The sequence below is a fragment of the Ruegeria lacuscaerulensis genome (assembly GCF_013034745.1).
Lineage (GTDB): Bacteria > Pseudomonadota > Alphaproteobacteria > Rhodobacterales > Rhodobacteraceae > Ruegeria > Ruegeria lacuscaerulensis_B.
On record NZ_WQGP01000001.1, the window covers coordinates 621,949 to 648,177 of the forward strand.

The 26,229-nt window shown below is 59.5% G+C and carries 25 protein-coding genes; 6 read left to right on the top strand and 19 right to left on the bottom strand.

The window, feature by feature from the left end; all coding sequences use genetic code 11:
* Positions 1-3 precede the first annotated feature (3 nt).
* From GOV79_RS03060 to GOV79_RS03095, 8 genes are all read right to left on the bottom strand, one after another.
* The gene (locus GOV79_RS03060) at positions 4-1,224 is read right to left on the bottom strand and encodes an MFS transporter (protein WP_170788548.1); all 1,221 of its coding nucleotides are present in this window, start codon (positions 1,222-1,224) and stop codon (positions 4-6) included.
* Between the two features lie 70 nt (positions 1,225-1,294).
* Positions 1,295-1,891, bottom strand: a complete 597-nt coding sequence (locus tag GOV79_RS03065; RefSeq protein WP_170788549.1) for a YceI family protein — start codon at positions 1,889-1,891, stop codon at positions 1,295-1,297.
* Positions 1,888-3,102, bottom strand: coding sequence for an MFS transporter (locus GOV79_RS03070; RefSeq protein WP_170788550.1), 1,215 nt, complete (start codon positions 3,100-3,102; stop codon positions 1,888-1,890). Before GOV79_RS03070 ends, GOV79_RS03065 begins: the two co-directional genes overlap by 4 nt.
* A 65-nt stretch (positions 3,103-3,167) precedes the next feature.
* The gene (locus tag GOV79_RS03075) at positions 3,168-3,788 is read right to left on the bottom strand and encodes an ImuA family protein (protein ID WP_170788551.1); all 621 of its coding nucleotides are present in this window, start codon (positions 3,786-3,788) and stop codon (positions 3,168-3,170) included.
* Positions 3,789-3,836: 48 nt separating this feature from the next.
* Positions 3,837-4,418 (bottom strand): retropepsin-like aspartic protease family protein, encoded by a 582-nt coding sequence (locus tag GOV79_RS03080; RefSeq protein WP_170788552.1) that lies wholly within the window; start codon positions 4,416-4,418, stop codon positions 3,837-3,839.
* Positions 4,419-4,459: 41 nt separating this feature from the next.
* Entirely contained in the window at positions 4,460-5,080 is a 621-nt protein-coding gene (locus GOV79_RS03085; RefSeq protein ID WP_170769517.1) for a MarC family protein, read from the bottom strand.
* Positions 5,077-5,469: an ACT domain-containing protein gene (locus GOV79_RS03090; protein WP_170788553.1), complete on the bottom strand. Its 393-nt coding sequence runs from the start codon at positions 5,467-5,469 to the stop codon at positions 5,077-5,079. Before GOV79_RS03090 ends, GOV79_RS03085 begins: the two co-directional genes overlap by 4 nt.
* Complete coding sequence (locus tag GOV79_RS03095; RefSeq protein WP_170788554.1) at positions 5,466-7,316, bottom strand: ABC-F family ATP-binding cassette domain-containing protein; 1,851 nt, start codon at positions 7,314-7,316, stop codon at positions 5,466-5,468. Before GOV79_RS03095 ends, GOV79_RS03090 begins: the two co-directional genes overlap by 4 nt.
* Before the next feature lie 104 nt (positions 7,317-7,420).
* Here GOV79_RS03095 and GOV79_RS03100 point away from each other — a divergent pair, with 104 nt between their 5' ends.
* Both GOV79_RS03100 and ndk read left to right on the top strand, forming a co-directional pair.
* Positions 7,421-8,623: a Bcr/CflA family efflux MFS transporter gene (locus GOV79_RS03100; RefSeq protein ID WP_170788555.1), complete on the top strand. Its 1,203-nt coding sequence runs from the start codon at positions 7,421-7,423 to the stop codon at positions 8,621-8,623.
* 102 nt (positions 8,624-8,725) lie between these two features.
* On the top strand, positions 8,726-9,148 hold the full coding sequence (gene ndk / locus GOV79_RS03105; RefSeq protein ID WP_170352964.1) for a nucleoside-diphosphate kinase: 423 nt from the start codon (positions 8,726-8,728) through the stop codon (positions 9,146-9,148).
* 53 nt (positions 9,149-9,201) lie between these two features.
* Here the strand turns inward: ndk and GOV79_RS03110 are convergent, their stop codons facing one another.
* Entirely contained in the window at positions 9,202-9,549 is a 348-nt protein-coding gene (locus GOV79_RS03110; RefSeq protein ID WP_170788556.1) for a TfoX/Sxy family protein, read from the bottom strand.
* Between the two features lie 213 nt (positions 9,550-9,762).
* On the opposite strand from GOV79_RS03110, the gene GOV79_RS03115 reads away from it, so the two are divergent.
* The gene (locus GOV79_RS03115; RefSeq protein WP_170788557.1) at positions 9,763-11,262 is read left to right on the top strand and encodes a CHAD domain-containing protein; all 1,500 of its coding nucleotides are present in this window, start codon (positions 9,763-9,765) and stop codon (positions 11,260-11,262) included.
* A gap of 103 nt (positions 11,263-11,365) precedes the next feature.
* Positions 11,366-11,833: a CYTH domain-containing protein gene (locus GOV79_RS03120; RefSeq protein ID WP_170788558.1), complete on the top strand. Its 468-nt coding sequence runs from the start codon at positions 11,366-11,368 to the stop codon at positions 11,831-11,833.
* Here the strand turns inward: GOV79_RS03120 and GOV79_RS03125 are convergent.
* The 9 genes from GOV79_RS03125 to GOV79_RS03165 form a co-directional block, all read right to left on the bottom strand.
* Positions 11,814-13,181, bottom strand: a complete 1,368-nt coding sequence (locus tag GOV79_RS03125; protein ID WP_170784560.1) for a sensor histidine kinase — start codon at positions 13,179-13,181, stop codon at positions 11,814-11,816. The genes GOV79_RS03120 and GOV79_RS03125 overlap by 20 nt on opposite strands.
* Positions 13,174-13,854: a response regulator transcription factor gene (locus tag GOV79_RS03130; RefSeq protein WP_170769525.1), complete on the bottom strand. Its 681-nt coding sequence runs from the start codon at positions 13,852-13,854 to the stop codon at positions 13,174-13,176. The genes GOV79_RS03125 and GOV79_RS03130 overlap by 8 nt, the downstream gene beginning before the upstream one ends.
* 182 nt (positions 13,855-14,036) lie before the next feature.
* Positions 14,037-15,473 (bottom strand): DegQ family serine endoprotease, encoded by a 1,437-nt coding sequence (locus GOV79_RS03135; protein ID WP_170788559.1) that lies wholly within the window; start codon positions 15,471-15,473, stop codon positions 14,037-14,039.
* Between the two features lie 766 nt (positions 15,474-16,239).
* Positions 16,240-16,839, bottom strand: coding sequence for a nucleotidyltransferase family protein (locus GOV79_RS03140; RefSeq protein ID WP_170788560.1), 600 nt, complete (start codon positions 16,837-16,839; stop codon positions 16,240-16,242).
* A gap of 31 nt (positions 16,840-16,870) precedes the next feature.
* On the bottom strand, positions 16,871-19,288 hold the full coding sequence (locus tag GOV79_RS03145) for a GcvT family protein (RefSeq protein WP_170788561.1): 2,418 nt from the start codon (positions 19,286-19,288) through the stop codon (positions 16,871-16,873).
* A 93-nt stretch (positions 19,289-19,381) separates the two neighbouring features.
* Entirely contained in the window at positions 19,382-20,689 is a 1,308-nt protein-coding gene (locus GOV79_RS03150) for an HlyC/CorC family transporter (RefSeq protein WP_170784569.1), read from the bottom strand.
* 63 nt (positions 20,690-20,752) lie between these two features.
* Complete coding sequence (locus GOV79_RS03155) at positions 20,753-21,706, bottom strand: site-specific tyrosine recombinase XerD (protein ID WP_170788562.1); 954 nt, start codon at positions 21,704-21,706, stop codon at positions 20,753-20,755.
* A 2-nt stretch (positions 21,707-21,708) separates the two neighbouring features.
* The gene (locus GOV79_RS03160) at positions 21,709-23,232 is read right to left on the bottom strand and encodes a hypothetical protein (protein ID WP_170788563.1); all 1,524 of its coding nucleotides are present in this window, start codon (positions 23,230-23,232) and stop codon (positions 21,709-21,711) included.
* Positions 23,222-23,371 (bottom strand): hypothetical protein, encoded by a 150-nt coding sequence (locus GOV79_RS03165; protein WP_170769532.1) that lies wholly within the window; start codon positions 23,369-23,371, stop codon positions 23,222-23,224. Before GOV79_RS03165 ends, GOV79_RS03160 begins: the two co-directional genes overlap by 11 nt.
* A 79-nt stretch (positions 23,372-23,450) precedes the next feature.
* On the opposite strand from GOV79_RS03165, the gene GOV79_RS03170 reads away from it, so the two are divergent.
* Together GOV79_RS03170 and aroB are read left to right on the top strand one after the other, a co-directional pair.
* Positions 23,451-24,038: a shikimate kinase gene (locus tag GOV79_RS03170; protein ID WP_170788564.1), complete on the top strand. Its 588-nt coding sequence runs from the start codon at positions 23,451-23,453 to the stop codon at positions 24,036-24,038.
* Positions 24,039-25,151 (top strand): 3-dehydroquinate synthase, encoded by a 1,113-nt coding sequence (gene aroB, locus GOV79_RS03175; RefSeq protein ID WP_170788565.1) that lies wholly within the window; start codon positions 24,039-24,041, stop codon positions 25,149-25,151.
* On the opposite strand, the gene GOV79_RS03180 is transcribed toward aroB, so the two are convergent.
* The gene (locus tag GOV79_RS03180; RefSeq protein ID WP_170788566.1) at positions 25,152-26,222 is read right to left on the bottom strand and encodes a site-2 protease family protein; all 1,071 of its coding nucleotides are present in this window, start codon (positions 26,220-26,222) and stop codon (positions 25,152-25,154) included.
* Between the last annotated feature and the right edge of the window lie 7 nt (positions 26,223-26,229).

Below are 26,229 nucleotides of genomic sequence, written 5' to 3' on the forward strand. Positions count from 1 at the left end.
CCTTTATTCTTCGCGCGACCGCTTCAGCAGTCGCCCGATGGTGAAGGATGTGCGTGGAGCATAGACATAGTTCGTGCGTTCGTCCGGGGTTGGGCGCGACCGCATCCGCGCTAGACCAAACACGATCAGCCCCATATGACCTACTGCCACAAAGGCAAACAAGGCACCCGGCCCATACTGCTGGATCAGCGTGGATGAGATGTAGGGTGAGGCAATAGCCCCCAGCGCGTACCAGAACATCAGCGCGGCAGAAAGCTCAACCCGTTGTTCGGTCGTGGCAAAGTCGTTGGCGTGGGCAGAAGATACCGAGAAGATCGGGAAGGTGGTCAAGCCAAAGAACCCAGCCGCCAGCATGACGCCGAAGGTACCGGACCCGCTGGCCGCCATTGTGATGCCGCAGCTGAGCACTGCAGCGGCAGACAGCCAGATCAACACCCATCGCCGGTCATATTTGTCGGCCAGCCATCCCAGTGGATATTGCGCCAGCGCGCCGCCAAGAACGAAGGAAGCGAGGAAGAAGGCGATCTGATCCACACCCAGCCCGACCTCTTGCCCATAAACCGGGCCGACCATGCGAATCGAGGCAGAGCTGAGAGCCGACACAATCACTCCGGCCACCGCCAGAGGTGAGTTTGTCCAGGCCAGTCTGGGGCGCAGGCGGGGCGCGTCGGGCGTCTTAGGCTGGCTGGCCCGGGTCAGGGCCAGAGGCAACAGCGAAGCACAGCACAAGATGGCCAGCAGGTTGTAAGACACATAAGACGCGGGTGGCAGCACGGCGATAATCAATTGCGCGCAAAGCGACGCGCCCAGATCGGCGATGCGATAGCTGCCCATCACGCGGCCACGCGACTCGTTTGTGACCTTGGCGTTCAACCAAGCCTCAATCACTGTATAGCAACCAGCAACGCAGGTGCCTGACGCGATCCGCAGTACGGCCCATATGTTCGGGTTTTCAGTCAGAGTATGGCCCAGCAAACCCATCGCACCCAAGGCCGTACACACAGCAAATGCGCGCGAATGTCCGACGCTGCCCATGAGGCGAGGTGCCCACCAGCAGCCAACAAAGAATCCTATGAAATGCGCGGACCCCAATAAGCCGATCTGCTCGGTCGAGAAATCCAGTGTCAGGCCCGAGATGGCGTCAAGCGGGCCGACGCCTCCGGTCGAGAGCTGTAGCAAAATGACCGAGAGAAACAGGGCGGCAAAGGAAATCATCGTGCGCATATCGCCCCCACCTTGCGGCATCCGGCATAGGAATCGCGCAGCTTATCGACTTTGTCGCGTCGTTTTTTTGCTATTGGGTCCGTTGAATCTCTGCCCGGATATCCAGCCCGACCGTATCCTGAACCAGATCTGCAAAACCTGAGGCGCCGAAGTCGTGCCGGTTCAGCTCGCCTGTCAGGCGGATGGACAGGTCATCCAGACTGTCCGCAGCGCTGCCGGGCGCGCGAAACAGGTCGGCCTTCAGTTCGATCGGCATGGTGACTCCGCGCACTGTAAGGTCTCCGTTGATGATGGCCCCGTTCGAGATACGACCGCCCTCACCAAGCTGAACACTGGTTGAGACGAAATGGATGGTTGGATATTCCTTAGCTGCCAGCACGCTCTCGCTGAGCATAGGTTTGCGGGCGAAGGGCAGTTTGGTGCTCGCTTTGGCGACGTTCAGGATCACGTCCACCCGACTGTTGAGAAGATCATTCAGGTCGATCTGTATGTCGGCAGACTCGATTGGCATGGTGCCGGATTGGGAAATGCCGGACAGGTCAAAGGTGAAATCGACGGATGTCTCTTCGGGGACTAGTTGATATGTGCGTGGCGCAGCCAGCGCCGAACTCGCAAGAGTCAGTGCAATCAGGCTGGCCAGGACTGTGCGTCGAGTTAGTTGGGTCATGCCATGACCTCCTGCCTGCGGGGGCGCGATCGTTTCAGCAACATCAGCAGGATTGCGATGTTCAGCCCGTTCCAGAGAATGCCGTTGATAAAGGCCAGTTGATAATTTCCGGTTACGTCGTAAATCCAACCCGACATCCAGCCGCCCAAGGCCATGCCCATGATGGTCATCATCATGACAAAACCTACACGGGCTCCGGCCTCTTGCGGGGACATGTATTCACGCACGACCAGCGCATAGCTGGGCACGATGCCGCCCTGTGCCAGCCCGAACATGAGGCTGATGATGTACAGCGAGACCATGCCGTCATAGGGCAGGAACAGGAACAGCGCGATACATTGCAGGATCGACCCGATCAGCAGGGTCATCAGCCCGCCCAGCTTGTCGGCCACCATCCCGGAAATCACGCGGCTGACCACGCCGCCCAGCAACATCAGCGACAGCATCTCGGCTCCGACAGCGGGGCCATAGCCCAGCCCGACGCAGTATGAGACAATATGGACCTGCGGCATCGACATCGCGACGCAGCACCCGATCCCGGCCAGACCCAGTATGTATTGCAACGCGCGTGGTGAGATCCCGACGCTGCTGGCCTTGATTCTGGCGCTGGCGGCTGCGGTCTGATGCGCTTCGGCCGGAACCTGACGGCGCAGCAACAGGGACAGTGGGATGACGATGGCAGGCGTGATCATGGCAAGCGTCAGATAGACCTGCTGCCAGCCGTCCCGCGCCAAAATGTCCGACAGAAGGGTCGGCCAGATCGCGCCTGACAGGTAATTGCCGCTGGCCACCAGTGCCACGGCAATACCGCGCCGCTTCATGAACCAGTGCGAGATATCGGCGATCAGCGGCCCAAACCCGATGGAGGTGCCCAGCCCCACCAGCAAATGTGCCAGTGACAGGGTGATCATGTTCGGCGCCAGCGTTGCCAGCACATAGCTGACGGTGCTGAGTATGGCGGCCCCGATCAACGCTTTGGTCACACCCAGACGATCGACCAGTTGCCCCAGCCACATGTTTCCCAACGCAAAGCCTACCATGGTCAGAACGTACGGCAGCGAGGCTTCGGCCCGTCCGGCGTCGAACTGTTTCTCAATCGCGGGCATCACCACGATCACCGCCCACATGCCGACATTCGCCACCGTAGCGATGGCAAGCGTGATCGTGAGGCGTAGCCAAGAATAGCGGCTGTCGTGGATTGCGTGGCTCATTCCCGGAACGCTAGGGCGCAGGGTGGGGGTTGGCTAGTCACTTCTTTCGTGATCACGTGGTGGTGTCACGCCGATACCTCGTCGGTTGCCGTTCTTTGCAGGTTCAATCCGGCGCGCGGTTTGATCTGGGTGGCCTGCCATGTGACTGGGGGCAGGGCGCGGGCACGGCGGCGGGTTAGGGTCCAGCGGCGCGCCTCTTGAGTATGGTTCGCGGCCATGTGCCAGCGCGTCTCAACCCCTTGCGCGCCGCCGTCGCCGGGTGTCAGCAACAGCCCCAGTGGGGCCCGTCCCATCGCGCCGCCCTGTTCGGCCGCCAGATGCATCCGCCGCACGGGCGTCAGCCCCGGCGCGCCGGGCAGATCACCGATCACCAGCGGAACGGCCCCGCTGCGCAGTGCCTCTTCCAGACACCACAAGATATCCTCGGCGCGGGTGGGGTGGACAAAGATGAACCGGGCGGGGTCGACAAAGGGCATCATGCCGTCGGGGTTCAGCTGGCCCGGCTCCCACGCGGGGGAAATCCACAGCACGGGGCCTTGCGCCTGACCAGCCAGCCAGACGGCGAAACTGCGCCGGGCAGGGCCGCAGGCTTCGTGCACGCGGCCCAGTTGCAAGGTGATCTGAGGGTGCAGCGCCAGCCCCGATATATCACGTGCGGGTTTGCGGCCAAGAAGCGTTGTGGACATGCCGACAATCTAACATGTTCTTATTTTGTTCTCAATCCTGAAATATCTCTAGCGAGACAGGATCATACGCCCGTCCGCGAATTGGATGTTCGAAAACAGATGCAGGTAATCCATCCCTAGCAGCGACTGGTGCAGCTCGCCCTCATTCACCCAGGCTGAGATATTCTGATCGGTGATCGGGCCCAAAGTGACCGTTTCCAGCCGTACAGGCGCGGTGCGTACCTCGCCATTCGCAGTCAGAGCGCGTCCGAAATAATTCAATTGGTTCAGGTCAACGCCGATCCGTTCAGCGTCGCGGGAGCTGAGGACTATCTGGCTGGCACCGGTATCCACTAGGAAAGTGATCGTCTGACCATCGACCTCGACCGGCAGGTAATAATGGCCATCTGCCGAGCGGGGCACTTCGATCGTTTCGCCGGTCACGGTCAACTGCGGCACCGGGCTGACGGTCGAGCGGATATCTTCCCACAGGCCCACAACGGCAGTCACGCCGATGAAGATGAACACCCAGGCCATCGCCTGTTGCAATGTCTTGTTCAGCGTCTGCCGGTTTTGCGAGATGAACCACGCGACAACCGCCACGCCCAACAAGCTCAGATACGCCACACGTGCAATGCTATCCCCATCCATACCGATATCCTAACGGGTTGACCTGACACGTATATGGGGGGTCAGGAGGCAAATCCAAAGGCCTTGAGGCCGTCCAGAATGAATTGAACCGACAGCGCCGCCAGCAGCATCCCCAACAAACGGGTCAGCACATTCAACCCGGTCTTGCCGAGGATGCGCGCGATCACGCCGCCTGACAGGAAAAAGATCAGAACTACCGCCATGACGGCCAGCATGACGATACACGCTTCGACAATGCCCAGAACGCCGGGATGCTGCCCCGCCAGCAGGATGATCGTGGCAATCGAGCCCGGCCCCGCGATCAGCGGAATGGCCAGCGGGAACACAGACGGGTCGGGATGTTCCTCTTCCTCGGCCCGGTCCTCGCGCCGTTTGGTGCGGCGGTCGAACAGCATGTCGAGCGCGGTCAGGAACAGCAGCGCGCCGCCTGCGACGCGGAAGGCCTCCATCGAGATTCCGACAAAGCCAAGCACGGCCTCACCAAACGCGGCAAAGGCGATCAGGATGCAAACGGCAGTCAGGCAACTGCGGATCGCCGTTTTGCGGCGTGTCGCGGCGTCCATATCCTGTGTCAGAGCCACGAAGATCGGCGTGGTGCCGAACGGGTCGATCACCACGAACAAGGTGGTGAAAGCGGTGATGAAGAAGGCCAGGTCGATCATTCTGCGGCACCGCGCTGAAGTTCTGTCAGGATTGCCACGGCCTTATCGGCCTGATCGCTGGGAACGTAAACGTGGTCATGGTGATACCCCGCGGCCATGTTTGCCGGAATGCCGGCTTGTGCAAGTGCGCTTGAGACAGCAGCGGTGAGGCCCACACCTTCCAGCGAGGAATGCACCTGCAGGGTAATGCAGCGCATAGGGACTGCGCCGGTCTGTGCTGCCTCGAAGGGAACGATCAGCGAAAGACCCTCGGCCTCGATACAGCTGGCCCTTGTGCCCTTTGGCCATTCTGCGTCGGACGGCCAGACAACAAAGGCATATTCACCGGGCTGAAGCGCGGGGCGCATACCAGCAATCATGGCTTTGGTTTCGGTCACGGGGGATGTCATGACGCTTCGGCTTCCTCCAAACGTTCTGCGGCGGCGACCCACAGAGCTTCGGCTTTTTGCATCGCTTCAACCACCTCGGCGAATTTGCGGTTCCAGGTTTCCAGATCGTTGATCCGATCATCCTCGTACAGCGCCGGGTCCGCCAGCTTGGCGGATAGTTTGTCATGCATATCCGTCAGCTTTTCAATCCGGTCCTCGCATTTGCGCAGATCGGCGCGCAGGGCCAGCATCGCATCGCGCGAGGGGCGTTTGGGTTTCGCCACGGCTGGCTTTTCCTTGACCGGCTTGTCGCGGGCCAGCAGCAGGGCGCGATAGGCCTCCAAATCGCCCTCGAACGGCTTGACCGACCCGTCCGAGACCAGCCACAGCCGATCCGCAACCAGCGACAGCAGGTGCATGTCGTGGCTGACCAGAACCACTGCGCCCGAATAGGCGGTCAACGCCTCGACCAGTGCCTCGCGACTTTCGATGTCCAGATGGTTGGTCGGTTCATCCAGGATCAGCATATGCGGCGCGTCGATCGTGGCCAGCAGCAGCGACAGGCGTGCTTTCTGGCCGCCCGACAGACGCCCGACCTCTGTATCCGCCTGGTCGGCATTCAGGCCAAACCCGGCCAGACGGGATCGCCACTTGCCCGGTGCCTCATCCGGGCGCAGGCGGCGAAGGTGGTCCAGAGGAGTCTCGTCCACATACAGCTCATCCACCTGATGCTGGGCGAAATAGCCGATGCGCAGCTTAGAGCTGCGGGTCATTTTCCCCGCCATCAGGGGCAGGCGGTCGGACAGCAGTTTCGACAGAGTCGATTTGCCCTGACCGTTCTTGCCCAGCAGGGCGATGCGGTCATCCTGATCAATTCGCAGGTTCAGACGGCGCAGCACTTCGGTGCCGCCATAGCCTGTGATACCGCCCTCAAGGTGAATGATCGGGGGCGACAGCTCCTCGGGCTCAGGGAAAGAGAACGCGCGCAGGGCGGCCTCTTGCGGGGTTGAGACAAGCTGTATGCGCTCGATCATCTTCAGACGCGACTGGGCCTGCACGGCCTTAGTGGCCTTTGCGCGGAAACGGTCCACGAAGCTTTGCAGATGGGCAATGCGGGCCTTGGCCTTGGCGTTCTCCGATTCCGCCTGAGCAATGCGTTCGGCGCGGCGTTCGGCGAATTTGTCGTAAGGCACCGCGTAGTAGGTCAGCTTGCGATCTTCCAGATGCAGGATCGACCCCACCGCGCGGTTCAACAGCCCGCGGTCGTGGCTGATGATGATGACCGTGTGCGGGTATTTGGCCAGATAGCTCTCCAGCCAAAGAGCGCCTTCGAGATCCAGATAGTTGGTCGGTTCGTCCAGCAGCAGCAGGTCGGGCTGCGAAAAAAGCACCGCTGCCAGCGCAACCCGCATCCGCCAGCCGCCCGAGAAATCCGAGCAGGGTTTCAGCTGATCCTCATCATCAAACCCCAGGCCCTTCAGGATCGAGGCTGCGCGGGCTTCGGCGGACCAGGCGTCGATATCGGCAAGGCGAGTCTGAATCTCGGCAATGCGCGAGGGATCGGTGGCGCTGTCGGCCTCGGCCATCAGGGAACTACGCTCGGTATCAGCCGCCAGAACGGTATTGATCAGCGAGACATCGGAGGAGGGCACCTCTTGCGCCACACCGCCGATCCGCGCGCGTTTGGGCAGCACGATATTGCCCGATTCCAGCGCCAGTTCCCCTCGGATCAGGCGGAACAGAGTGGTCTTTCCGGTGCCGTTGCGGCCCACAAGACCCACCTTGTGCCCATCGGGGATGGTTGCACTGGCCCCGTCGAACAAGGGGCGGCCTTCAACGGCGTAATTGATGTCTTCGATCCGTAGCATGGGCCGCTCTTAACAGAGGTATGATGCCGCCGCCAGCGGCTTGGCATGTTCAACACGGGATCAATGTGATAGCGCTGCCATGTTTGAATGAAGTGGAATGTTTGATGCGGCCTGCGCAGTCCCCTCCGTCCTTGATCACATTGGTTTTGCTGACGGCGCTTTCGGTTCTGTCGCTGAACATGTTCCTGCCATCGCTGCCCAGTATCGGCGCGGCACTGGAGGCGGAATACGGCCTGGTGAACCTGTCGATCGCGGGTTATCTGGCGCTGTCGGCAGTCCTGCAACTGATCATGGGGCCGTTGTCCGACCGGTTCGGACGCAGGCCGGTATTGCTGATCTGTATGGTCATCTTCGTCATTGCCTCGGTCGGTTGTGCGCTGGCGCAGTCGATCTGGGTGTTTCTAGGGTTTCGGATGCTGCAAGGTGCCGTAGTGGCCGGGCAGGTGCTGGCCCGCGCCGCGATACGAGATATGCATCCACCGAATGAGGCCGCGGCAAAGCTGGGTTATGTCTCGATGGCTATGGCGCTAGCACCGATGCTGGGGCCGATGCTGGGCGGTCTGCTCGAGATGCTATTCGGCTGGCGCGCCGGGTTTATTTTGTATCTTCTTCTGGGCGCGGGCCTCTTGGCGTTGATATGGGTCGATCTGGGTGAGACCAACACTAACACAACCGCTACCTTCGCCGCGCAGATGAGGCTCTATCCGCAGCTTTTCAATTCACGTCGGTTTTGGGGCTATTCCTTCTGCGCGGCGTTTTCGATTGGAGGGTTCTATGCGTTTATCACCGGTGCGCCTTTGGTTGCAGCAACGTGGTTCGATCTGAACCCCGCGCTACTAGGGTTGGGGATTGGGATCATCACGCTGGGGTTCATGGCGGGCAGCTATCTGACCGGGCGTCTGGCGGCGCGGGCCCGGCTGAATAATATGATTCTTTTTGGGCGTGTGATTGCCTCGGTTGGGCCACTTGTGGGTCTTGTGGTGTTCGCAGCCGAGGGCGGCAGCGTCTGGACCTTTTTTGGTTCAGCCATTCTGGTGGGGTTCGGCAACGGGCTGACCGTCGCCAATGCCACCGCCGGTCTGATGTCTGTACGTCCGCAATTGGCGGGTAGCGCTGCGGGGCTGTCTGGCGCGATGACTGTGGCGTTGGGGGCCGTGCTGACCATGGCCACCGGGGCCTTGGTTACTGCCGCGAATGCCCCATTTATCGTTCTTGGCATGATGTGCCTCAGCAGTTTCGCAGGACTTCTGTCCATCCTCTATGTTCGGCGGGTCGACCAGTTGGACCCATTGCCGGACACGATCTGAGCGCCGCGCCATATAACACTTTTCTTGGGCCACATACCGTGCTAGGCGGCGCGCGATGGATTTCGGCGCACACCACGCGCCACATTGTAAGGAGAGGCCGATATGGCACTGGAACGCACATTCTCGATCATCAAACCCGATGCAACCCGCCGCAACCTGACTGGCAAGATCAACGCCAAGTTTGAAGACGCAGGCCTGCGCATCGTTGCGCAAAAGCGCATCCACATGACCAAGGAACAAGCCGGTAAGTTCTACGAAGTTCACGCCGAGCGTCCGTTCTATGACGAGCTGTGCGAGTTCATGTCGTCGGCTCCGGTCGTCGTTCAGGTTCTGGAAGGCGAAGGCGCCATTGCCAAGAACCGCGAAGTCATGGGCGCAACCAACCCCGCAGACGCGGCCGCCGGCACCATCCGCGCCGAGTTCGCTGAATCGGTTGGCGAAAACTCGGTCCACGGTTCCGACGCACCTGAGACCGCAGCGGTTGAAATCGCCTACTTCTTCTCGGGCATTGAACTGGTCGGCTAATCTTTAACCACAATAGAATTCAGGGCCGCTCCCGTCACCGGGGGCGGCCTTTTTCATTCGGGTTTGAGGTCCGCAGCCGAGACCCGCACGCCGATCGCATCCAGATCAGCGATGATCTGCATCTCAGGCGCGGTGCTGACACTGGCCTTGATCGCATCGAACCGTTTGCGCAGCGCCTTCTTCTCCTCGCCTTTGCAATCGTTCCATGGACGCCCCTGAAGGCCCATGACCAGCACGTAGTACCCGATGAAATGCGGGCGAGAACCCGACTGCAATAGTTTCGTGTAGGCCGCATCTGGTCCCAATTCCCGCAATCCTTGCGCCGAGTGTATCCCGGCACGAGCACAGGCCTGTTCGAAAGCGGGGCCGAGGTTGAGTATGGATGAGACGGGATCGGACATGTGAAAAGTCTTATGATACGGTGTATCCTCTGTCATCCGAATTTCACCGTGAATGCCTCCCGGTCGTAGTACCTTTGCCTGCAGGACCAAGTTAAGATTTCACGGGCAAATACCGTCATGAGGTCCTTTCGTGCCCAAGACTATGGAAATCGCTGAAAAACAAATGCTTACCTGCAAGATGTACATGCGATCCGGGCGGCTGGAGGGTTTTTGATGGGCAAAGAAAGTTCGGTGTTCTTCTTGTCAGGTCGGTTTGACGAAAAAGCTATCGAAGGGGTGCTCAAGAATCATTGGAACTTGACGATCGGCGAGTCATCAAAACGGCTTTTTCACATCCTAGATTGCCATGACCAATCTCTTGTGTCCAAAGGCAAACTTTTGATTGAAACTGATGGAAAGTTGCATCTGTTTTCCTTTAAGCGACATGTGACGCAGCAGGGCAGTGGCGCCGGACAGTTCGTTCAAAATCTACCAAACGGCGCGGTTCGGTCAGGATTGTCAAAGTTTCCCACGCTTCGGGCACTGATCCCGATTGCGTCTGGAACTGTGAAGGTGCGCAAGTTCTCGGTTCTCGACGACTTGCGAAAGACACGTGTTCAAGGCCAGGTGGTTGATCTTGTTTCGGATCATGGACGTGCGACGATTGTGGTTTTGTGCCAAGTGAACGGGCCATCTTCAAGTTTCAAAAATATCCGTAAGTCGATTGAAAAAAACAAAGATATACGAAACGCAACTGGGGTTTTCACTGCGCTGTCTCCGGACACGCCGCGTTATCAGGCCAAACCCGATATCCCCCTCGCTCGAGCAGAACCCACTGTAGATGTGGCGACCAAGATTATTGGGACCTATCTGGCGGTGGCGCGCCAAAACGAAAATGGTGTGATCGCAGATTACGATACCGAGTTCCTGCATGACTACCGTGTCTCGCTCCGGCGCATCCGTTCGGTACTCAGCCTGTTCAAAGGAGTTTTTTCACCTCATCAGACGATGGGCTTGAAGAGAACGTTTTCCGATCTTATGGCCCCGACCAACCGGTTGCGCGACCTTGATGTCTATCTACTTGAGAAAAATAACTATTACAGCATGATACCGGAAAACCTTCATGTTGGTGCCGAGATCATGTTTGCACAGTTTGAGGCAGAGCGTAAAAGGTCATGGAAAGTTCTATCTCAGAAATTCAGAAGTGTGTCCTATAACCGGTGTATGTTGGAACTGAGCAGACAAATCACCGATCCTAAGAGTGTACAGACCGGCCCGAACGCAGAGCTTGCAGCTTATGACTTCGCCTGCACCATGATCTGGAAACGCTATCGAAAACTGTGCAGACGGGCGCGTCGGATTATGCCGAATTCGCCCGATACCTTGGTCCATGACCTAAGGATCGAAGGGAAGAAACTCCGTTATTTAATGGAGTTCTTTGGTCCTTTGTTCAACCAAAAATCTTTAAATACCATACTTAAACCGCTGAAAAAACTGCAAGATAATCTAGGCCGATTCAACGACTTCTCGGTTCAGCAAAAAGCGTTGCTGGAACTGGTGGATCGACAGGTTGAAACCGAACAGCCCGAAATCGCCCAGCTCGCTCTGTCCGCAGGCGGGGTGATCACTGTGCTAAAACAACGCCAAGAGGCAGAACGCCAGCGTGTGATCGCGCATCTCCGTGGTTTGGACAACCCCGAGATCAAACATCAGTTCCGGAGGCTGTTCCAATGACAGCCTGCGAGCCCCCTCGGTTCGGTGGCAAAGCCTATTCTCATATGCGATAGTTACTAGAGATGAGGTTGGCCGTCGTTGATAGCAATGTAGGTTCATAGGCATGGGCACTGAAATCGAACGGAAATTCCTGGTTTCTGCGGTTCCAGACTTGCAGCATCTGGACCGGGCCGTGATCCGCCAGGGCTATTTGACTGCGCCTGAGGATTCCACTGAACTGCGGTTGCGGCAAAAGAATGAACGCTATTTCCTGACGCTGAAGGGTTGCGGAGAACTAGTGCGCGTAGAACGCGAAACCGAAATCTCGGGCGAGCAGTTCGAAACCTTCTGGCCCGAGACCACGGAACGGCGGGTTGAGAAGGAACGTTACACTGGAACGCTGTCCGATGGGCGCGTTTTTGACTTGGATGTTTTTCAGGGTGGCCTGACGCCGTTGCACATGGTCGAGGTTGAGTTTGAGACCGAGGCAGACGCCAAATCCTTTGTTCCGCCTGAATGGTTCGGCGCGGAAGTCACAGAGGATAAACGCTATAAGAACAAGACCTTGGCGATCAAAGGTGTGCCAGTTTGATCGTCGCTTTCAGACCGGGGGCCGCGTCCTGCGGCAGGAATTCTCCACCGTGCATATGCGCGATGGCCGATACCAGCGCCAGACCAAGTCCTGCATTGCGTTCGGTCCGGGCTGGATCGAGGGTCACAAAGGGCACTTGAAGGCGTGAAAGATCCTCGGGCGCAACGCCCGGCCCGCGATCGCGGACGCTTAGGTATGTCTCCTTACCATCATCGGTCAAAGTGATTGTGATTTCAGTATGTTCCGGTGCGTAGCGCAAGGCGTTTTCAAGCAGGTTCGACAGGGCCTGGGACAGCAGGGGTTTATGCCCGCTCAGCGGTGCGGCGGTTCCTTCAATTACCAGACGAATGTTCTCTTCTGCGGCGACGGGATCGTAAAGATCGACCACATCTCGTACCAGTTGTTCAAGTTCAACTGTTTCGAACTGTTCCCGCCCCACGCCGGCTTCGGCGCGGGAAATCTCGGTCAATTGGCCCAGAACGCGCAGTACATGGTCGATCTCGGTTGTTGCGCGGGCTACGTCGATATCGCGGTCTTGATCGGTTTTGGTGGGATCCGATAGCGCCTCGACGCGTTGCTTTAGACGGGACAGTGGGGATCGGAGGTCATGGGCGATTGAGTTGGAGGTGGTGCGCAGGTTGCTGATCAACTCTTCGATCCGGTCCAGCATCGAGTTCAGCGTGCCGGCGACCTGATCGAACTCATCCCCGGTTCCACGCATTGGCATTCGGCGAGACAGATCCCCGGAAACGATATCCTCGGCAGTGTTTGCGATGTCGGACAGGCGGGAAAAGACCAGACGCGTGAACAGCCACCCGGTCAAGATGCTGAGTGCCAGGGCAATGACCAAGACGATCCCAACGGTGCGCAAAAGGACCCGGTCAAACTGCTGCCGCGCCAGCGCGTCTCGCCCGACCAACAGGCGCTCACCGCCGGGTAGACGGATTGAGGCCGCTGAGATGGGTACAAGTTGGTCATTGTCCGCACGGCGCAGTTCCAGATCGACCCAACCGCTGCCAGCCGCGATGTCTGCTGGCCATTGCTTGAGGTTTCCGGCTAGTGTCGCCCCAAAACGATCTGTCAGCAGGTACATCGCATCCCGCTCGGCGGCCGATGGCAGGCGGCGTTCAATCGCTGTTAGCAGCCCGATCAGCCCGCGTCGTTCATATTCATCCGCCAATCCGGTGAGTTCGGCCGATACGACCGAACGCGTCTCGCCCTCGATGCTTCGATTGGCGGTGACGTAGACCAATGCCAGAACCGTCGCGGTCAACAATGTGCTGAGCACCATGCTGGCCAATATCAGGCGCGTGCGTGAATTATTGAACGACAGCCGTATGTTATCCATCAGATATCATGTAACCCGCACCGCGAACGGTTTCAATCAGCGGCGGCCCACCGCCTTCGTCCAGCTGACGCCGCAGCTTCGAGATATGGACATCGACGACATTCGTATTTGGGTCGAAATGATAGTCCCATACCCCTTCCAGCAACATGGTACGTGACACCACGCGGTTCTTGCGGCGCAGGAAATATTCCAAAATCTGGAATTCGCGCGGGGTCAGTGTAACTTCGTGCCCATCGCGTGTGACTTTGCGGGTCAGCAAATCCATTTCAAGATCGCGGCAGGTCAGGATGGCGCTTTCCTCGGATTCCTGCGGACGCCGCAGGAGTGCTTCAATACGGGCATGTAACTCCTGAAAGGAAAACGGTTTTACCAGGTAATCATCCGCCCCCGAACGCAAACCTTTGACGCGTTCGTCCACCGCGCTCATGGCGGTCAGCATCAGGACCGGTGTCTTCAGCCCCGCGGCCCGCAAGGACCTGATCAGGGACAACCCGTCCAGCCCCGGCAGCATTCGGTCCAGCACAATGGCATCAAACCCGCCATCGGTGGCATGGTATAGCCCCTCGCGGCCATCAGCAGCTTGTTCGACCACGTAGCCTTCTTCGCCAAAACCTTTGGCGATGAAGTCGCGCGTATCTTGGTCATCTTCGACGATCAGCAGACGGCGGCTCATGATCGGACCTCCTTTCCAGCGGGATTTAAACACAAATTTCCGGGTAAGGCACCGGGTTTGATGGGATACGTGCCGGGTGCGTTGCGGCGCACCCGGCAGTCCCGGCAGAGAGCGGACAAGACAAACCGCCGGGGAGGCGCACGCCAGATATTCCCCATCACGTGGCGCGCGCGGGTGACAGATCAGGCGATTTCCACCGCCACGAAGATCTGGTTTCCGGCTCGGTTGATCAGCACCAGCGCGGGATCGGTCTTTTCGCTGTCCAGCGCGGCTTTCAGCGCGTCGGGCGTGTCGGTCTCCTGGCTGCCCAGTTTGACGATGACATCACCGCGTTGCAGGCCCGCTTTTGCAGCAGGGCTGTCGGGCTTGAGGTCGGTCACGATCACACCGTTGACCGAGTCGGACACACCGATCTCGGAGCGGGTGGTTTCGGTCAGCGGGGCGACGGTCACACCCAGTGCGGTGCCCGAGGTCGCCTCGGCCACCGGGTCTTCAACGTCCAGTGCCGCGCTTTGGTGCTGGCCGATGGTCAGTTCCAGCTGCTGTTCGGTCCCGTCCCGCAGCACCGTCAGGGTGCTTTCGGTGCCAACCTTGGTAGTACCCACCAGAAGCGGCAGGTCACTGCTGGAGTCCACGGCTTCGTCATTGAAGGTCAGGATGATATCGCCCTGTTGCAAGACGCCTTCGGCGGGGCTGCCATCGACCACATCCGACACCAACGCGCCGGTTGAGATGTCAATGCCCATGGCTGCGGCAATTTCGGGGCTGACATTCTGGATCGAGACACCCAGCCATCCACGGCTGACCTGACCGTCATCGCGCAGGTCGGCGGCGATATGCTCGACAATGTTCGAGGTTACCGCAAAGCCCAGACCCACAGATCCGCCGCTGGGCGAATAGATAGCCGAGTTCACGCCAACCACTTCGCCGTCCATGTTGAACAGCGGCCCGCCCGAGTTGCCCTTGTTGATCGCCGCATCCGTCTGGATAAACTCGGCATAGGGCCCTTGCGAGATGTTGCGCCCCTTGGCCGAGACAATCCCTGTGGTCACGGTCGAGCTAAGCCCGAACGGGTTGCCGATGGCCACCACGTCCTCGCCTACGCGGATCACGTCGCTGTCACCCAGTTCAACGGCCTGCAATCCGGCGTCGGCGTCAATCTTCAACACGGCGATGTCTGTCAACGGGTCGGTGCCGATGATTTCAGCATCGAATGTGCGGTCGTCATACAGGCGAACGGTGACGGTCGTGGCGTTATCGACGACGTGGTGATTGGTGATGATGTAGCCTGCCTCGTCCAGCACGAAACCGGATCCCAGACCTTGTGCCGGTCCGCGCTGTGGTGTGTTGAAGCCCTCGGGCGTGCCGAAACGTTTGAAGAATTCGCCAAACGGGTGGGCCTCAAAGTCAAAGTTCTGACCCTGTGCCGGTGTCGGCTTTGCCTCTTGTTCCGCGATAATGGTCACAACCGAGGGTGACACGCTCTCAACCAGGTCAGCCAGGGCTTCGTCCGCTTTCGAGGGCAGGGCGGTGGTGGCCAGCAGCGCGGCGCTCAGGACGCTGACGCCGATCCAGCCGGACGTGCGCGGCACGAGAAGAGAGGATTTACGGATGCTCATTTTGGTCTCCTGTTTTATCGCGCGGTTCCGTTCGCGCGTTAAGTCAGGAGGTGGCGCACCAGTCTGATCATTTCCTGTGCCAAAGGTTAAGAAATCTTAATTTTGCCATAAAGACACGGTGGTATGACGACCGGTCGGTCATACGACTCGGGTCAACGGAGCGAATCGCGTGGCTCGAATCGTGAGATTGTCCTCTATTGCCGGTCCAATCCTCCAAAAGACGCGAATTGATTCAATTTGATGAACAAATGATCAAGCCAAGGTGGTGTTGGCTTGGGGTTCGACTATTGGTTGTGGAGATGTGTCAAAACATATTGGTCGCACAGGTATAATCGTAGATTTTCGGTGGGTATACATGTCAAATGTGCATATTTAACCTGCTATTTTCGTTAAATTTCAATAGCAGAATGCAACCTAAGGGAGAAGTCAATATTCAGAGATGTTGCTGAAAAACCATTCCGATACATCCTAAATGACCCGATCTTTCCAAATTTACGTTGTTTGCCCTCAACCAATCGGTGACGATGATCAGGCCCAAGCGAGGGGAAGCCGAAGGCACTAGGGGGTGCCGAAGGTTCGTCACGATCACTGGAAGCGCTGAGCGGCATGTTAACGAGGGGGTCTTGTTTAGGTTCGGCAGCGGATAGCCGAGGTGCCTTATAGGCAGCTTTGGCCGCGCTTTCAGGGTTGATGAAAAGTGGTAGTCCTGTTTTGGGCACCGGCCCGGTCTGCAAAGACCGGGCCGTGTTTGTTTTACGGACCTGCCTTACAAGCTGTGCCGCGCCCGCCATGTCGCCCAATCTTCGGGCGTATCCAAGTCCAGCAGTGCGTTCCGATTGGGCAAGGGGTGAAGATGCACCTTGTCGGAATGCGCGCGCACAACAGTTTGCGCACCTTCATCGCCGGTCAGGCGGCGCAGCTCCGCGAACAGAGATTTGTCAAAAATAACCGGGTGACCGGGTTTTCCATCCTTAGTTGCGCCGCGCCATATCAACTTTTTCGGGTGTTCTGTAACCGAGCTGACCATACTGTTTAAATCCTCGGCCGTGATGTCGGGAAGGTCCGAAAGCAGGACCATTGCGGCTGTTGCTTCGGCCGGCAGATGGGTCATGGCACCCCGTAGGCTGGCATTCATACCTTCGGCGGCGTCCGGGATCTCGACCAGTGTCAGGTCTAGCCCGTCCAGCGCTTGATAGCGCGGATGAGGGAGCGGGGGCAGGGCGACGATCACCGGCCCAACCTGCCGGGCCGTCATGGCTGAGCGGCGCAGAAGAGGAGTATCTCCGACGTTTTGCATCAGCTTATCCGTGCCGCGCATACGACTGGATTGCCCGGCGGCCAAAAGGATGATCGGGATGAGACTCATTTATTTAAGATGGCCGCGTTCCGCCCCGCTGTCATCCCCGCATTCGCGAGCCATCCGTATCAAAAAGTGGGGTCGAAATCACCCGCGCGCGGCGGCGTTGCCCCAATATCTCGATCTCGACGTCCTGACCGTCTGTTGCGTGTTCGACGGGCAGGAACCCCATGGCAATCGACTTTTCCGCAAAATGGGAATAGCCGCCCGATGTGCAGAACCCGACCACCTTGCCGTTCAACCAGATCGGCTCATAGGCGTTGACGTCGGCGTCCTCGGCATCGACCTGGAATGCGACAAGCCTTCGGGAGGGGCCGTTTTGCGCCTCACGTTCGACCGCCGCACGCCCTATGAAATCGACGGGTTTTGCGAAGGATATGAACCGATCCAACCCGGTTTCAGCCGGTGTGTAGTCGGGAGAATACTCCCGCATCCATGATCCAAAGAACTTGTCCAGACGTAGGCTCATCATGGCGCGCATGCCGAAGGGGGTCAGGCCCATCGGCTCTCCGGCTTGCCACAGCGTGCACCACAGCTGCCGCTGCGCCATCGGATCACAATAGATCTCGTACCCCAGGTCACCGGTATAGCTGACGCGTTGGACGATGCAGTCGGTCATGCCCACGGTCATGCGGCGCACATCCATGAAGCGCAGCGCCGAGACATCATCGCGGGTGCAGGCGGCCAGAACCTCTGCTGCCTTCGGGCCTGCGATCTGGAATCCATTCAGCCGGTCGCTGATATTTTCGATCTGCACGCCGTCTTGTCGATGTTGCAGGAACCACCGCATATGGAACGCCTGCGCCCCGTATGAGGCGGTCAGTCGGAACTCGGTCTCATCCAGGCAAGAGACAGTGAAGTCCCCGATCAGCATACCCTTGGGCGACAGCATCGGCGTCAACGACAGGCGACCCGGTTGCGGGATGCGCCCGGCCATGATCCGATCCAGCCAAGCCCGCGCATTGGGACCTGTGATGCGGTACTTACCGAAATTGTGGACTTCGTTGATGCCCACGGCAGTGCGCACAGCACGAACCTCGCGCCCGGTGGCTTTGAAGGCATCGGACCGGCGGAATGAGGGCGTCTCATAGTCTGGTTCATCGCCCTGAGCGAAGTAATTGGGGACCTCCAGCCCGTATTGCTGGCCCCAGACAGCGCCCAGATCGGTGAAGATGTCATACATCGGGGTGGTTCGGTTGGGGCGGGCGGCGGGCAGTTCTTCGTTCGGATAGGCGACGCTGAAGCGTTTTTGGTAATTCTCGATCACCTTGGGGCGGGTGTAACCGGGACTGATCCAGTCGCCAAAGCGGGCCACATCCATAGCAAAGACGTCTCGCTCAGGCTCGCCTTCAATCATCCATTGAGCCAGCGTCAGGCCAACGCCACCACCTTGGCTGAACCCGGCCATCACTCCGCAGGCCGACCAATAGTTGCGCAGCCCCGGCACTGGCCCGACCAGAGGGTTCCCATCCGGCGCAAAAGTGAACGGACCATGGATCACCGATTTCACTCCGGCTTCGGCCAGAACCGGAAAGCGGCGATAGGCGAATTCAATACTGTCGGTGATCTTGTCATAGTCGTCGGGCAGCAACTCGTGCCCGAACTCCCACGGGGTTCCGTCCACGGCCCAGGGCTTGCAGGGTTGTTCGTAAAAGCCGATGCACAAGCCCCGGCCTTCCTGCCGCAGGTAGCTCTCTCCAGCAGGATCCATCACATGCGGATGCTCTCCGCCTGCGTCGATGATGGCCTCGATCTGAGGGATCGCGTCGGTGACCAGATACTGATGCTCCATCGGGTGCAGCGGGAAATAGACCCCTGCCATTGCGCCGACCTCACGCGCCCATAGGCCACCTGCGTTGACCACATGTTCGGCGTGGATGGTGCCCTTGTCTGTCACCACATCCCAAGTGCCGTCGGGGCGCTGGTTGGTCTCGTGCACCATGCAATGCGTTTCGATGGCGGCCCCGCCCATCCGGGCCGCCTTGGCATAGGCATGGGTGGTGCCCGATGGGTCCAAGTGTCCATCCAGCGGGTCATAGAGCGCGCCAAGGATGCCATCGGTATTGGTGATGGGTGCGATTTTCTTGATCTCGTCAGGGCCAATGATCTCTGTCTCTAGCCCCATGAACCGGTGTTTGGCGCGCTCGGCCAACAGCATGTCGAACCGGTCCTGATTGTCGGCCAGCGTTACCCCGCCCACATGGTGCAACCCGCAGGACATGCCGGTGATCTCTTCCAGTTCCTTGTAAAGGCGGATCGTATAGCCCTGCAAAGCGGCCATGTTGGTGTCGCCGTTCAGCGTGTGAAACCCGCCCGCCGCGTGCCAGGTGGACCCGCTGGTCAGCTCAGAACGTTCCAGCAGCACCACGTCTGACCAACCCAGCTTGGTCAGGTGGTATAGAACCGAACATCCGACAACACCGCCACCAATCACTGCCACCCGCGTTGTCGATTTCATGCCCGTGCCTCCGCTTTGTATCTGGCCAAAGCGTGCAAGGGCAGACCGGGGCTGACTGTTCCGTTTCCGACGCGACATGTCGCACGAGACTTTTTACAGCGGACGGATTTTCAACTCAGTGATGCGGTTACCTTCACGGGCGGTAACTTCGAACCGGAAACCGTGGAACGAGAATACCTGACCCACTATGGGGATCATCTGCGCCTCGTGGATGACCAGACCAGCCACGGTATTGGCCTCGTCGTCAGGCAGGGTCCATTCCATCGCGCGGTTCACATCCCGGATCGTCATCGCTCCTTCAACAAGGTACTGACCATCTTCGGTTCGGGTGACGGGGACGTCCTCATCAATGTCGAACTCATCGGCGATCTCGCCCACGATCTCCTCAAGAATATCTTCCAGAGTGATCAACCCCCGCAGCGAGCCATATTCGTCCACCACCAACGCAAAATGACTGTGCATCCGCAGGAATTCCCGCATTTGATCGTCCAGAGTGGTGGTTTCTGGCACGAAATACGGATCATTGGCCACCTTCGAGATATCGAAGCTTTCCAGCCGGTTGGCTTCGCTTTCACTGTCGCCGGCATGTGCGTACATGGCGCGGAACAGGTCTTTGGCATGAACGACACCCACGATGTTCTCGGGCTCGTCCCGAAAGACGGGCAGGCGGGTATGAGGGCTTTTCAGACACTGCTGCAAGATTGCCTCGGGCGCGTCGTCGGCGTCGATCATCTCGATATTCGAACGGTGCAGCATGATTTCCTCGACTGCACGGTCCGCCAGATCCAGTGCGCCCAGAATACGATCGCGGTCTTCCTTTTCTACCACGCCTTCCGAATGACCCAGTTGCAGCGCACCGGCGATCTCTTCCCGCACGGCAAGGATGTTGCTGTCTGGGTCGATCTGTACCCCAAATAGCCGCAGAACACCCCGCACCAAAAGTCGGACGGCGGCCACGACCGGGGAAAAGACGGTCACCACTACGCTGATGATCGGGGCGACCAGCGCGGCGGCTTTCTCGGCATTGGTGATGGCATAGGTTTTGGGCAGTACCTCGGCGAAGATAAGCACCAGCAAGGTCATCACCAGTGTCGCAAGCGCTACGCCGCTTTCGCCGAACAGCTTGGTAAACAGCGCCGTCGCCAGTGAGGCCGCGAGGATGTTCACGAGGTTATTGCCCAGTAGGACCGAGCCGATCAGACGTTCATTGTCATCGGTGATATCCAGCGCCTTCTGCGCCCCGCGCGAGCCTTTGTCGGCTTGCGCCCGCAACTTGCCGCGCGACGAGGCGGTCAATGCTGTTTCGGAACCTGAAAAAAATCCTGAAAGGACAAGTAAAAGCAAAATGGCGCCGGTCGTAAACCAGAATGCGCCGTCGATCATAGAAGCAGAGGGTTCCATCGGTCCTTGGTTGTTTGGGTTGTTGTCTTCGTTATGGGGGTGCGGCCCCTGCGGATCAAGGGGTTAGCCCTTATCACCGGGGTCTTTCGCCAACGGGTGATGCTCGAGCACCAGCTCGGCCAGACGTTCGTCCAGCACATGGGTGTAGATTTCCGTCGTGGCGACATCGGCGTGCCCCAGCAATGTTTGGATCGAGCGTAAGTCGGCCCCGTTCGCCAAGAGGTGGGTCGCAAAAGCATGGCGCAATGTGTGGGGCGTCACCTTTTCAGGCGATACGCCACCCTGCACGGCCAGGTCCTTGATCAGGTGGAAGAACATGTGCCGGGTCAGATGCCCGGACTTGCCCCGCGACGGGAATAGGTAGCGCGAGCGCTGACCGCCATTTGAAACTGCGTCGTCCTCGGCGGCGTCTCTCGTCTCAAGCCACAAAGCCAGCGCGTCGCGGGCCGGAGGGGAGAGGGGGACCATCCGTTCCTTGCCGCCTTTACCCAAAACCAGCAGCATTCGGGGATCGCCCCGCGCCGAAGAGACCGGCAGTGACACCAGTTCGGTCACGCGCATGCCGGTGGCATAAAGCAGCTCCATCAGGCAGGTGTTGCGGATGCGGTCGGCCTTTGAGCGGCCGGTTTCGCGCGCGGCTTGCAGCAAGCGATCGACCTCGGGTACATCCAGCGTCTTGGGTAGGCGTTTCTGACGGCCTGGCCCCTTGATCTGGATTGCCGGATTGGTGTCGCGCCAACCTTCTTCAAACGCGAACCGGTATATCTGCTTGATCGCAGACAAGCGGCGGGCGCGGGTCGACTGGGACAGGCCCTGCGCGTCGCAATCGATCAGATAGCGCTCGATCAAGTCGCGGTCTGCTGCGGTAAATCCCATCTTGCGGCGTTTCAGCCAAGCGGCAAAATCCTTCAGGTCGTTGCCATAGGCCAAAAGGGTGTTGTTGGCCGCACCTAGCTCGGCGGCCTGAGCTTCCAGAAAGGTCGAAATCCAAATCTCGGCGGAGGCAGGGGCGGCCATGATCAGGTGCCTTGCAGGATCAGCAGGTTCAGTGCAGCGCGGCGGGCGGTATCCTCAAGCCCGACGCGGTGCAGGGTGGCGATGGCAGCAGTCAGGTCCACGAGGTTCCCGCGAGAGCCATGAGCAAACAGGTTCATCGCTTCCAAAATCGCCTCACCCAGCTGGCTGTTGTTTAGTAGCGTTTCGATATCTGACGGCACAGGTGCGGCCCAGGCAAAGCCTTGTGCAACCGCATCGGCTAATGGCGATGGCGAGCGCGCGCGCCCCGGATCCCCTTGGGCTAGTGCGGCCAAAAACTGGTTCTCCTCGCCTTTGTCCGGGACGGATAGGGCGGCGCTTTCATAAAGGTCCGAGAGCAGCAGGATACGCCACCGCAAGGTCTCGGCTTCGGCATCCGTCAGTGAAACCTGCGACAGCCGGTCTGCGAAAAGTTCTGCAAACGGGACCTCAAGCCCGACGCTGCGCATTTGGGTCCAGACATCGAGAAGGGCGGGTGATATGGCCTCGGGCTTGCCGGAATCCAGCGCGGTTTCGAACCGCTGCACCGCCGCGACGCGATCCCAAACCGCACCTGAAGCGGCAGGCGAACGTTCAGTATAAAGCCCCAACAACTGGTTCGGCGTCAGCGCACCCACACGGGTCAACCGCTCGGCCGCCTCGATCTGGGCTTTCCAGCCCGCCACATCCCGCAGGTCGGCATTGGCAAAGGCCCGCGGCAATGGGGCCGAGGGCAAACGCTCGCCAATCGCCTCATAAAGGCGGAAGGTCAGCGGATCAGGGTCATCAGGTTGCGGCAGGTATTCGGCGTCTTCGAATAGTTCGGGGCTGAGGAAGCGGTCTAGAACGGCCAAATCCTCATCGGGCAACACTTGCAGCGCATGGGCCGCCTCAAGCGTCAGCGCTGCTGAGGCCCAGTCGCCGCGTCGCGCTTTGCAGAAAATCTGCGCCGCGTAATCCTGTGACAGGTGCGGTTGCGCGATCAGGGCGGTGCAACTGCGATCTTCGTCGCCCGTCAGCAGCGTCGCGTCAAACCAGCGCTGAAACCGGTCGCGGCTGTCGGTCGGTCCGGCCAGTTGCACAAGAGATTGCGCAGGATCGGCCGCGCCCAGTTGCATCAACCGATCCAGTCGCGCCAGCAGCAGCACCTCTTGCGCGTTGGGGCCGGATGGCGCACGCGCCTCGGACAGCAGCAAGGTGAACAACAGACGCTGCATCGCCGGATTATACCGGACGGGCACATCGGCGATCAGTTCGGCCAGCCGGTCTGGGTCGCTGTTTTGCCACATATCGACCGGCAGGCCCGTCACCGAGGACGACACCAACCCCAGGGGCGGCAACAAGGCCTCAAGCGCTGTGACCTCGACCCCCGGTTGCAGGCCGGTCTGTGACACGGGCGGTTCCAGCAGAACGGTGCCTGGCAGGTTTTCGGGAGGTTGGGTCAGCCATTCGATCGCAGACAGGGGTTCCTGCTGCGCCTGTGCGACTCCGGTCAGGAAAAGCGCGGCAATTGCGCTCCTACTCCACATTCAGGATGACCGGTTCGCGGACTTCATCCTGCGGGGCCGAGAAATCCACCCCGAAGAACGGGCCAAGATAGGCATAGCCCACCAGCCCGATAAAACACAGGCAAACCAGATATATCAGCAGTTTGATCAGACGGCCCATTGCTCAACGTCGCCTCAATTTTCTCTTTTGTCCCAGTTATAGCTGGCATTTTTCCTAAGATCACGTCATTCACGGTGAAATGAGCGAAATAAAGCAAAACACTGACACGGTTACCCCGGTCCAGAGCCTTGTGTTGCACAAAACCGTAGTCCTCGTGGGGATGATGGGGGCTGGAAAGACCGCCGTGGGTCGGGCGTTGGCCCTGCGCCTTGGTGTTCCGTTCCTCGACAGTGACGCCGAGATCGAATCGGCAGCGAACATGACCATTCCCGAGATTTTCGAACGCGACGGCGAGCCGTTCTTCCGCGCCAAGGAAAGTCAGGTCATCGGGCGGCTGCTGGATGAGGAAAAGGGCATTCTGTCCACCGGAGGCGGCGCATTTCTGTCCGAGCAGAACCGCAAGATGATCACCGAACGCGGCGTGTCCGTCTGGCTGAATGCTGATCTGAGCGTGTTGTGGAACAGGGTCAAGCACAAGGATACCCGCCCCTTACTGCGCACCGACGACCCTTATGCGACTTTGCGCGGGTTATATGAGGCGCGCGTCCCCGTCTATGGGCAAGCCGACCTGACGGTGTCCTCGGACGGTGAGACCGCGATCGACAATATGGTTGGCCGCGTTGTCGAGGCTTTGCTCAAGCGGCCTGATGTTCTGGAACAAAATTAAATGCACCAAACCGTACATGTTGAGCTGGGCGAACGCGCGTATGATGTCGAGATCGGGCCAGACCTGCTGGCGCAGTCCGGGGCCCGCATCGCGCCCTTGTTGCACCGGCCCAAGGTCGCGGTCCTGACGGATGAAAACGTGGCGGCCCTGCATCTGGATGGGCTGCGCGACGGGTTGGCGACAGCCGGGATCGAGATGTCGTCACTGGCTTTGCCTGCGGGTGAGGCAACCAAGAGCTGGCCTCATTTCGAACGTGCGGTCGAGTGGTTGCTGGCCGAGAAGGTCGAGCGCCGGGATGTTGTCATCGCGTTGGGCGGTGGCGTGATCGGCGACCTTGCGGGCTTTGCCGCAGCCGTCCTGCGGCGCGGTGTCCGGTTCGTGCAAATCCCAACCTCGCTGCTGGCGCAGGTGGACAGTTCCGTCGGAGGCAAGACCGGGATCAACGCACCGCAGGGCAAGAACCTGATCGGAGCCTTCCATCAGCCCTCGTTGGTGCTGGCCGATACTTCGGTGCTGGGTACGATGACGGATCGGGATTTCCTGTCCGGCTATGGTGAGGTCGTCAAATATGGCCTGCTCGGGGATGCCGACTTCTTTGAATGGCTCGAAGACAACGGAACCGATGTGGCGGGCGGCGATATGGCGGCGCGGGTGCGGGCCGTGACCCGGTCGGTGCAGATGAAGGCCGATATCGTGGCACGGGATGAGACCGAGCAGGGCGACCGTGCGTTGCTGAACCTCGGCCACACCTTCTGTCACGCGTTTGAGGCTGCAACGGGTTATTCCGACCGGCTGCTGCATGGTGAGGGCGTGGCCATCGGCTGCGCGCTGGCGTTCGAGCTGTCCTCGCGTCTTGGCCTGTGTTCGCAGGAAGACCCCAGCCGCGTGCGGGCGCATTTGCGTGCGATGGGCATGAAGACCGATCTGTCGGACATTCCCGGAGAACTTCCGGGCGCTGAGGCTCTGGTCGATCTGATGGCGCAGGACAAGAAGGTGATCGATGGCCAGTTGCGGTTCATTCTGGCGCGCGGGATCGGCCAGGCATTCGTGACCTCTGATGTACCGCGCGATGCTGTGCTGTCGGTGCTTCAGGACGCGCTGGCCACAGCCTGATCAACGCCCGTTCAGCACCATCAGCTCGCCGATATTCTCGCGCGTGATATAGCCCACCATCGCCCCCGCCGCCGTGCAAACCGCAATGGCCGGGGCGCCTTTATGCAGCCCATCCAGCACGGCCTCCAACCCGTCGGTCAAGCGAACTTTGGGAATGTCGGGTTCCATGATCGAAGTGGCCGGGTTGGACCGGGGTGTTTCATCGGCAAGGGCCGCGAACAGGCGATTGCGCGTGACAAAGCCTTGCAGCTTGCCATCGGGGGACAGCACCGGAAACTCATGTTGCGTGGTATGGATGACGGCCTGCGCGGCGGTCGCCAGCGTGTCGTCGGGGGAAAGAGCGTGAAATTCGGTGATCATCGCATCGCGCGCCAGCACGCGCCGCGCGACCGAGCGCATGGTCACGTCCTGACTTTCGGCATTTGCGGCCACAAAGACGAACACCGCAATCAGCACCAACAGCGCATTCCCGGTGCTGAGCCCAAGGAACCCGAACCCGACCGCCACCGCCTGACCCGCAAGCGCGGCGACCCGTGTGGCTTTGACGCGATCCATTTTCAGACACAGCAGGGCACGGAACACACGCCCGCCATCCATCGGAAAGGCGGGGATCATGTTGAACGCGGCCAACAGCAGGTTCACATAAGCCAGACGGTTCAGCAGGCCGGGGCCGGTGCTGTCGATCTGAGCCAGGGTTTCAAGGGGCATTCCTGCGCCCAGAAGAACCAGCAAGACCCAGATTACAACATTGACCGCAGGGCCTGCCAGCGCCACCCAAACCTCTTGCATGGGGTTTTCCGGCATCCGCTCGAGCCGAGCCAGACCCCCGATTGGCAATAGGGTGATGTCAGGCGTTTTGATCCCATAGCGCCGGGCCATCAGCGCATGGCCAAATTCATGGGCGACCACACAGGCAAATAGCGCCAGCACGAAGATCAGGTTTTCAACCGCGGCCGCCAGACCTCCGCTGGAATAGGCGGCAAACCCGACCCATGCCAGCAACAGGAAAAAGGTGACATGGACCCTCAGTTCCGACCCCAATATCCGGCCGAGTGAGAAGGACCATGTCATGATATGT

Coding starts and splice junctions, on each gene's coding strand:
- GOV79_RS03060 (WP_170788548.1), bottom strand. CDS start 1,224: ATGCGCACGATGATTTCCTTTGCCGCCCTGTTTCTCTCGGTCATTTTG.
- GOV79_RS03065 (WP_170788549.1), bottom strand. CDS start 1,891: ATGACCCAACTAACTCGACGCACAGTCCTGGCCAGCCTGATTGCACTG.
- GOV79_RS03070 (WP_170788550.1), bottom strand. CDS start 3,102: ATGAGCCACGCAATCCACGACAGCCGCTATTCTTGGCTACGCCTCACG.
- GOV79_RS03075 (WP_170788551.1), bottom strand. CDS start 3,788: ATGTCCACAACGCTTCTTGGCCGCAAACCCGCACGTGATATATCGGGG.
- GOV79_RS03080 (WP_170788552.1), bottom strand. CDS start 4,418: ATGGATGGGGATAGCATTGCACGTGTGGCGTATCTGAGCTTGTTGGGC.
- GOV79_RS03085 (WP_170769517.1), bottom strand. CDS start 5,080: ATGATCGACCTGGCCTTCTTCATCACCGCTTTCACCACCTTGTTCGTG.
- GOV79_RS03090 (WP_170788553.1), bottom strand. CDS start 5,469: ATGACATCCCCCGTGACCGAAACCAAAGCCATGATTGCTGGTATGCGC.
- GOV79_RS03095 (WP_170788554.1), bottom strand. CDS start 7,316: ATGCTACGGATCGAAGACATCAATTACGCCGTTGAAGGCCGCCCCTTG.
- GOV79_RS03100 (WP_170788555.1), top strand. CDS start 7,421: ATGCGGCCTGCGCAGTCCCCTCCGTCCTTGATCACATTGGTTTTGCTG.
- ndk (WP_170352964.1), top strand. CDS start 8,726: ATGGCACTGGAACGCACATTCTCGATCATCAAACCCGATGCAACCCGC.
- GOV79_RS03110 (WP_170788556.1), bottom strand. CDS start 9,549: ATGTCCGATCCCGTCTCATCCATACTCAACCTCGGCCCCGCTTTCGAA.
- GOV79_RS03115 (WP_170788557.1), top strand. CDS start 9,763: ATGGGCAAAGAAAGTTCGGTGTTCTTCTTGTCAGGTCGGTTTGACGAA.
- GOV79_RS03120 (WP_170788558.1), top strand. CDS start 11,366: ATGGGCACTGAAATCGAACGGAAATTCCTGGTTTCTGCGGTTCCAGAC.
- GOV79_RS03125 (WP_170784560.1), bottom strand. CDS start 13,181: ATGGATAACATACGGCTGTCGTTCAATAATTCACGCACGCGCCTGATA.
- GOV79_RS03130 (WP_170769525.1), bottom strand. CDS start 13,854: ATGAGCCGCCGTCTGCTGATCGTCGAAGATGACCAAGATACGCGCGAC.
- GOV79_RS03135 (WP_170788559.1), bottom strand. CDS start 15,473: ATGAGCATCCGTAAATCCTCTCTTCTCGTGCCGCGCACGTCCGGCTGG.
- GOV79_RS03140 (WP_170788560.1), bottom strand. CDS start 16,839: ATGAGTCTCATCCCGATCATCCTTTTGGCCGCCGGGCAATCCAGTCGT.
- GOV79_RS03145 (WP_170788561.1), bottom strand. CDS start 19,288: ATGAAATCGACAACGCGGGTGGCAGTGATTGGTGGCGGTGTTGTCGGA.
- GOV79_RS03150 (WP_170784569.1), bottom strand. CDS start 20,689: ATGGAACCCTCTGCTTCTATGATCGACGGCGCATTCTGGTTTACGACC.
- GOV79_RS03155 (WP_170788562.1), bottom strand. CDS start 21,706: ATGGCCGCCCCTGCCTCCGCCGAGATTTGGATTTCGACCTTTCTGGAA.
- GOV79_RS03160 (WP_170788563.1), bottom strand. CDS start 23,232: ATGTGGAGTAGGAGCGCAATTGCCGCGCTTTTCCTGACCGGAGTCGCA.
- GOV79_RS03165 (WP_170769532.1), bottom strand. CDS start 23,371: ATGGGCCGTCTGATCAAACTGCTGATATATCTGGTTTGCCTGTGTTTT.
- GOV79_RS03170 (WP_170788564.1), top strand. CDS start 23,451: ATGAGCGAAATAAAGCAAAACACTGACACGGTTACCCCGGTCCAGAGC.
- aroB (WP_170788565.1), top strand. CDS start 24,039: ATGCACCAAACCGTACATGTTGAGCTGGGCGAACGCGCGTATGATGTC.
- GOV79_RS03180 (WP_170788566.1), bottom strand. CDS start 26,222: ATGACATGGTCCTTCTCACTCGGCCGGATATTGGGGTCGGAACTGAGG.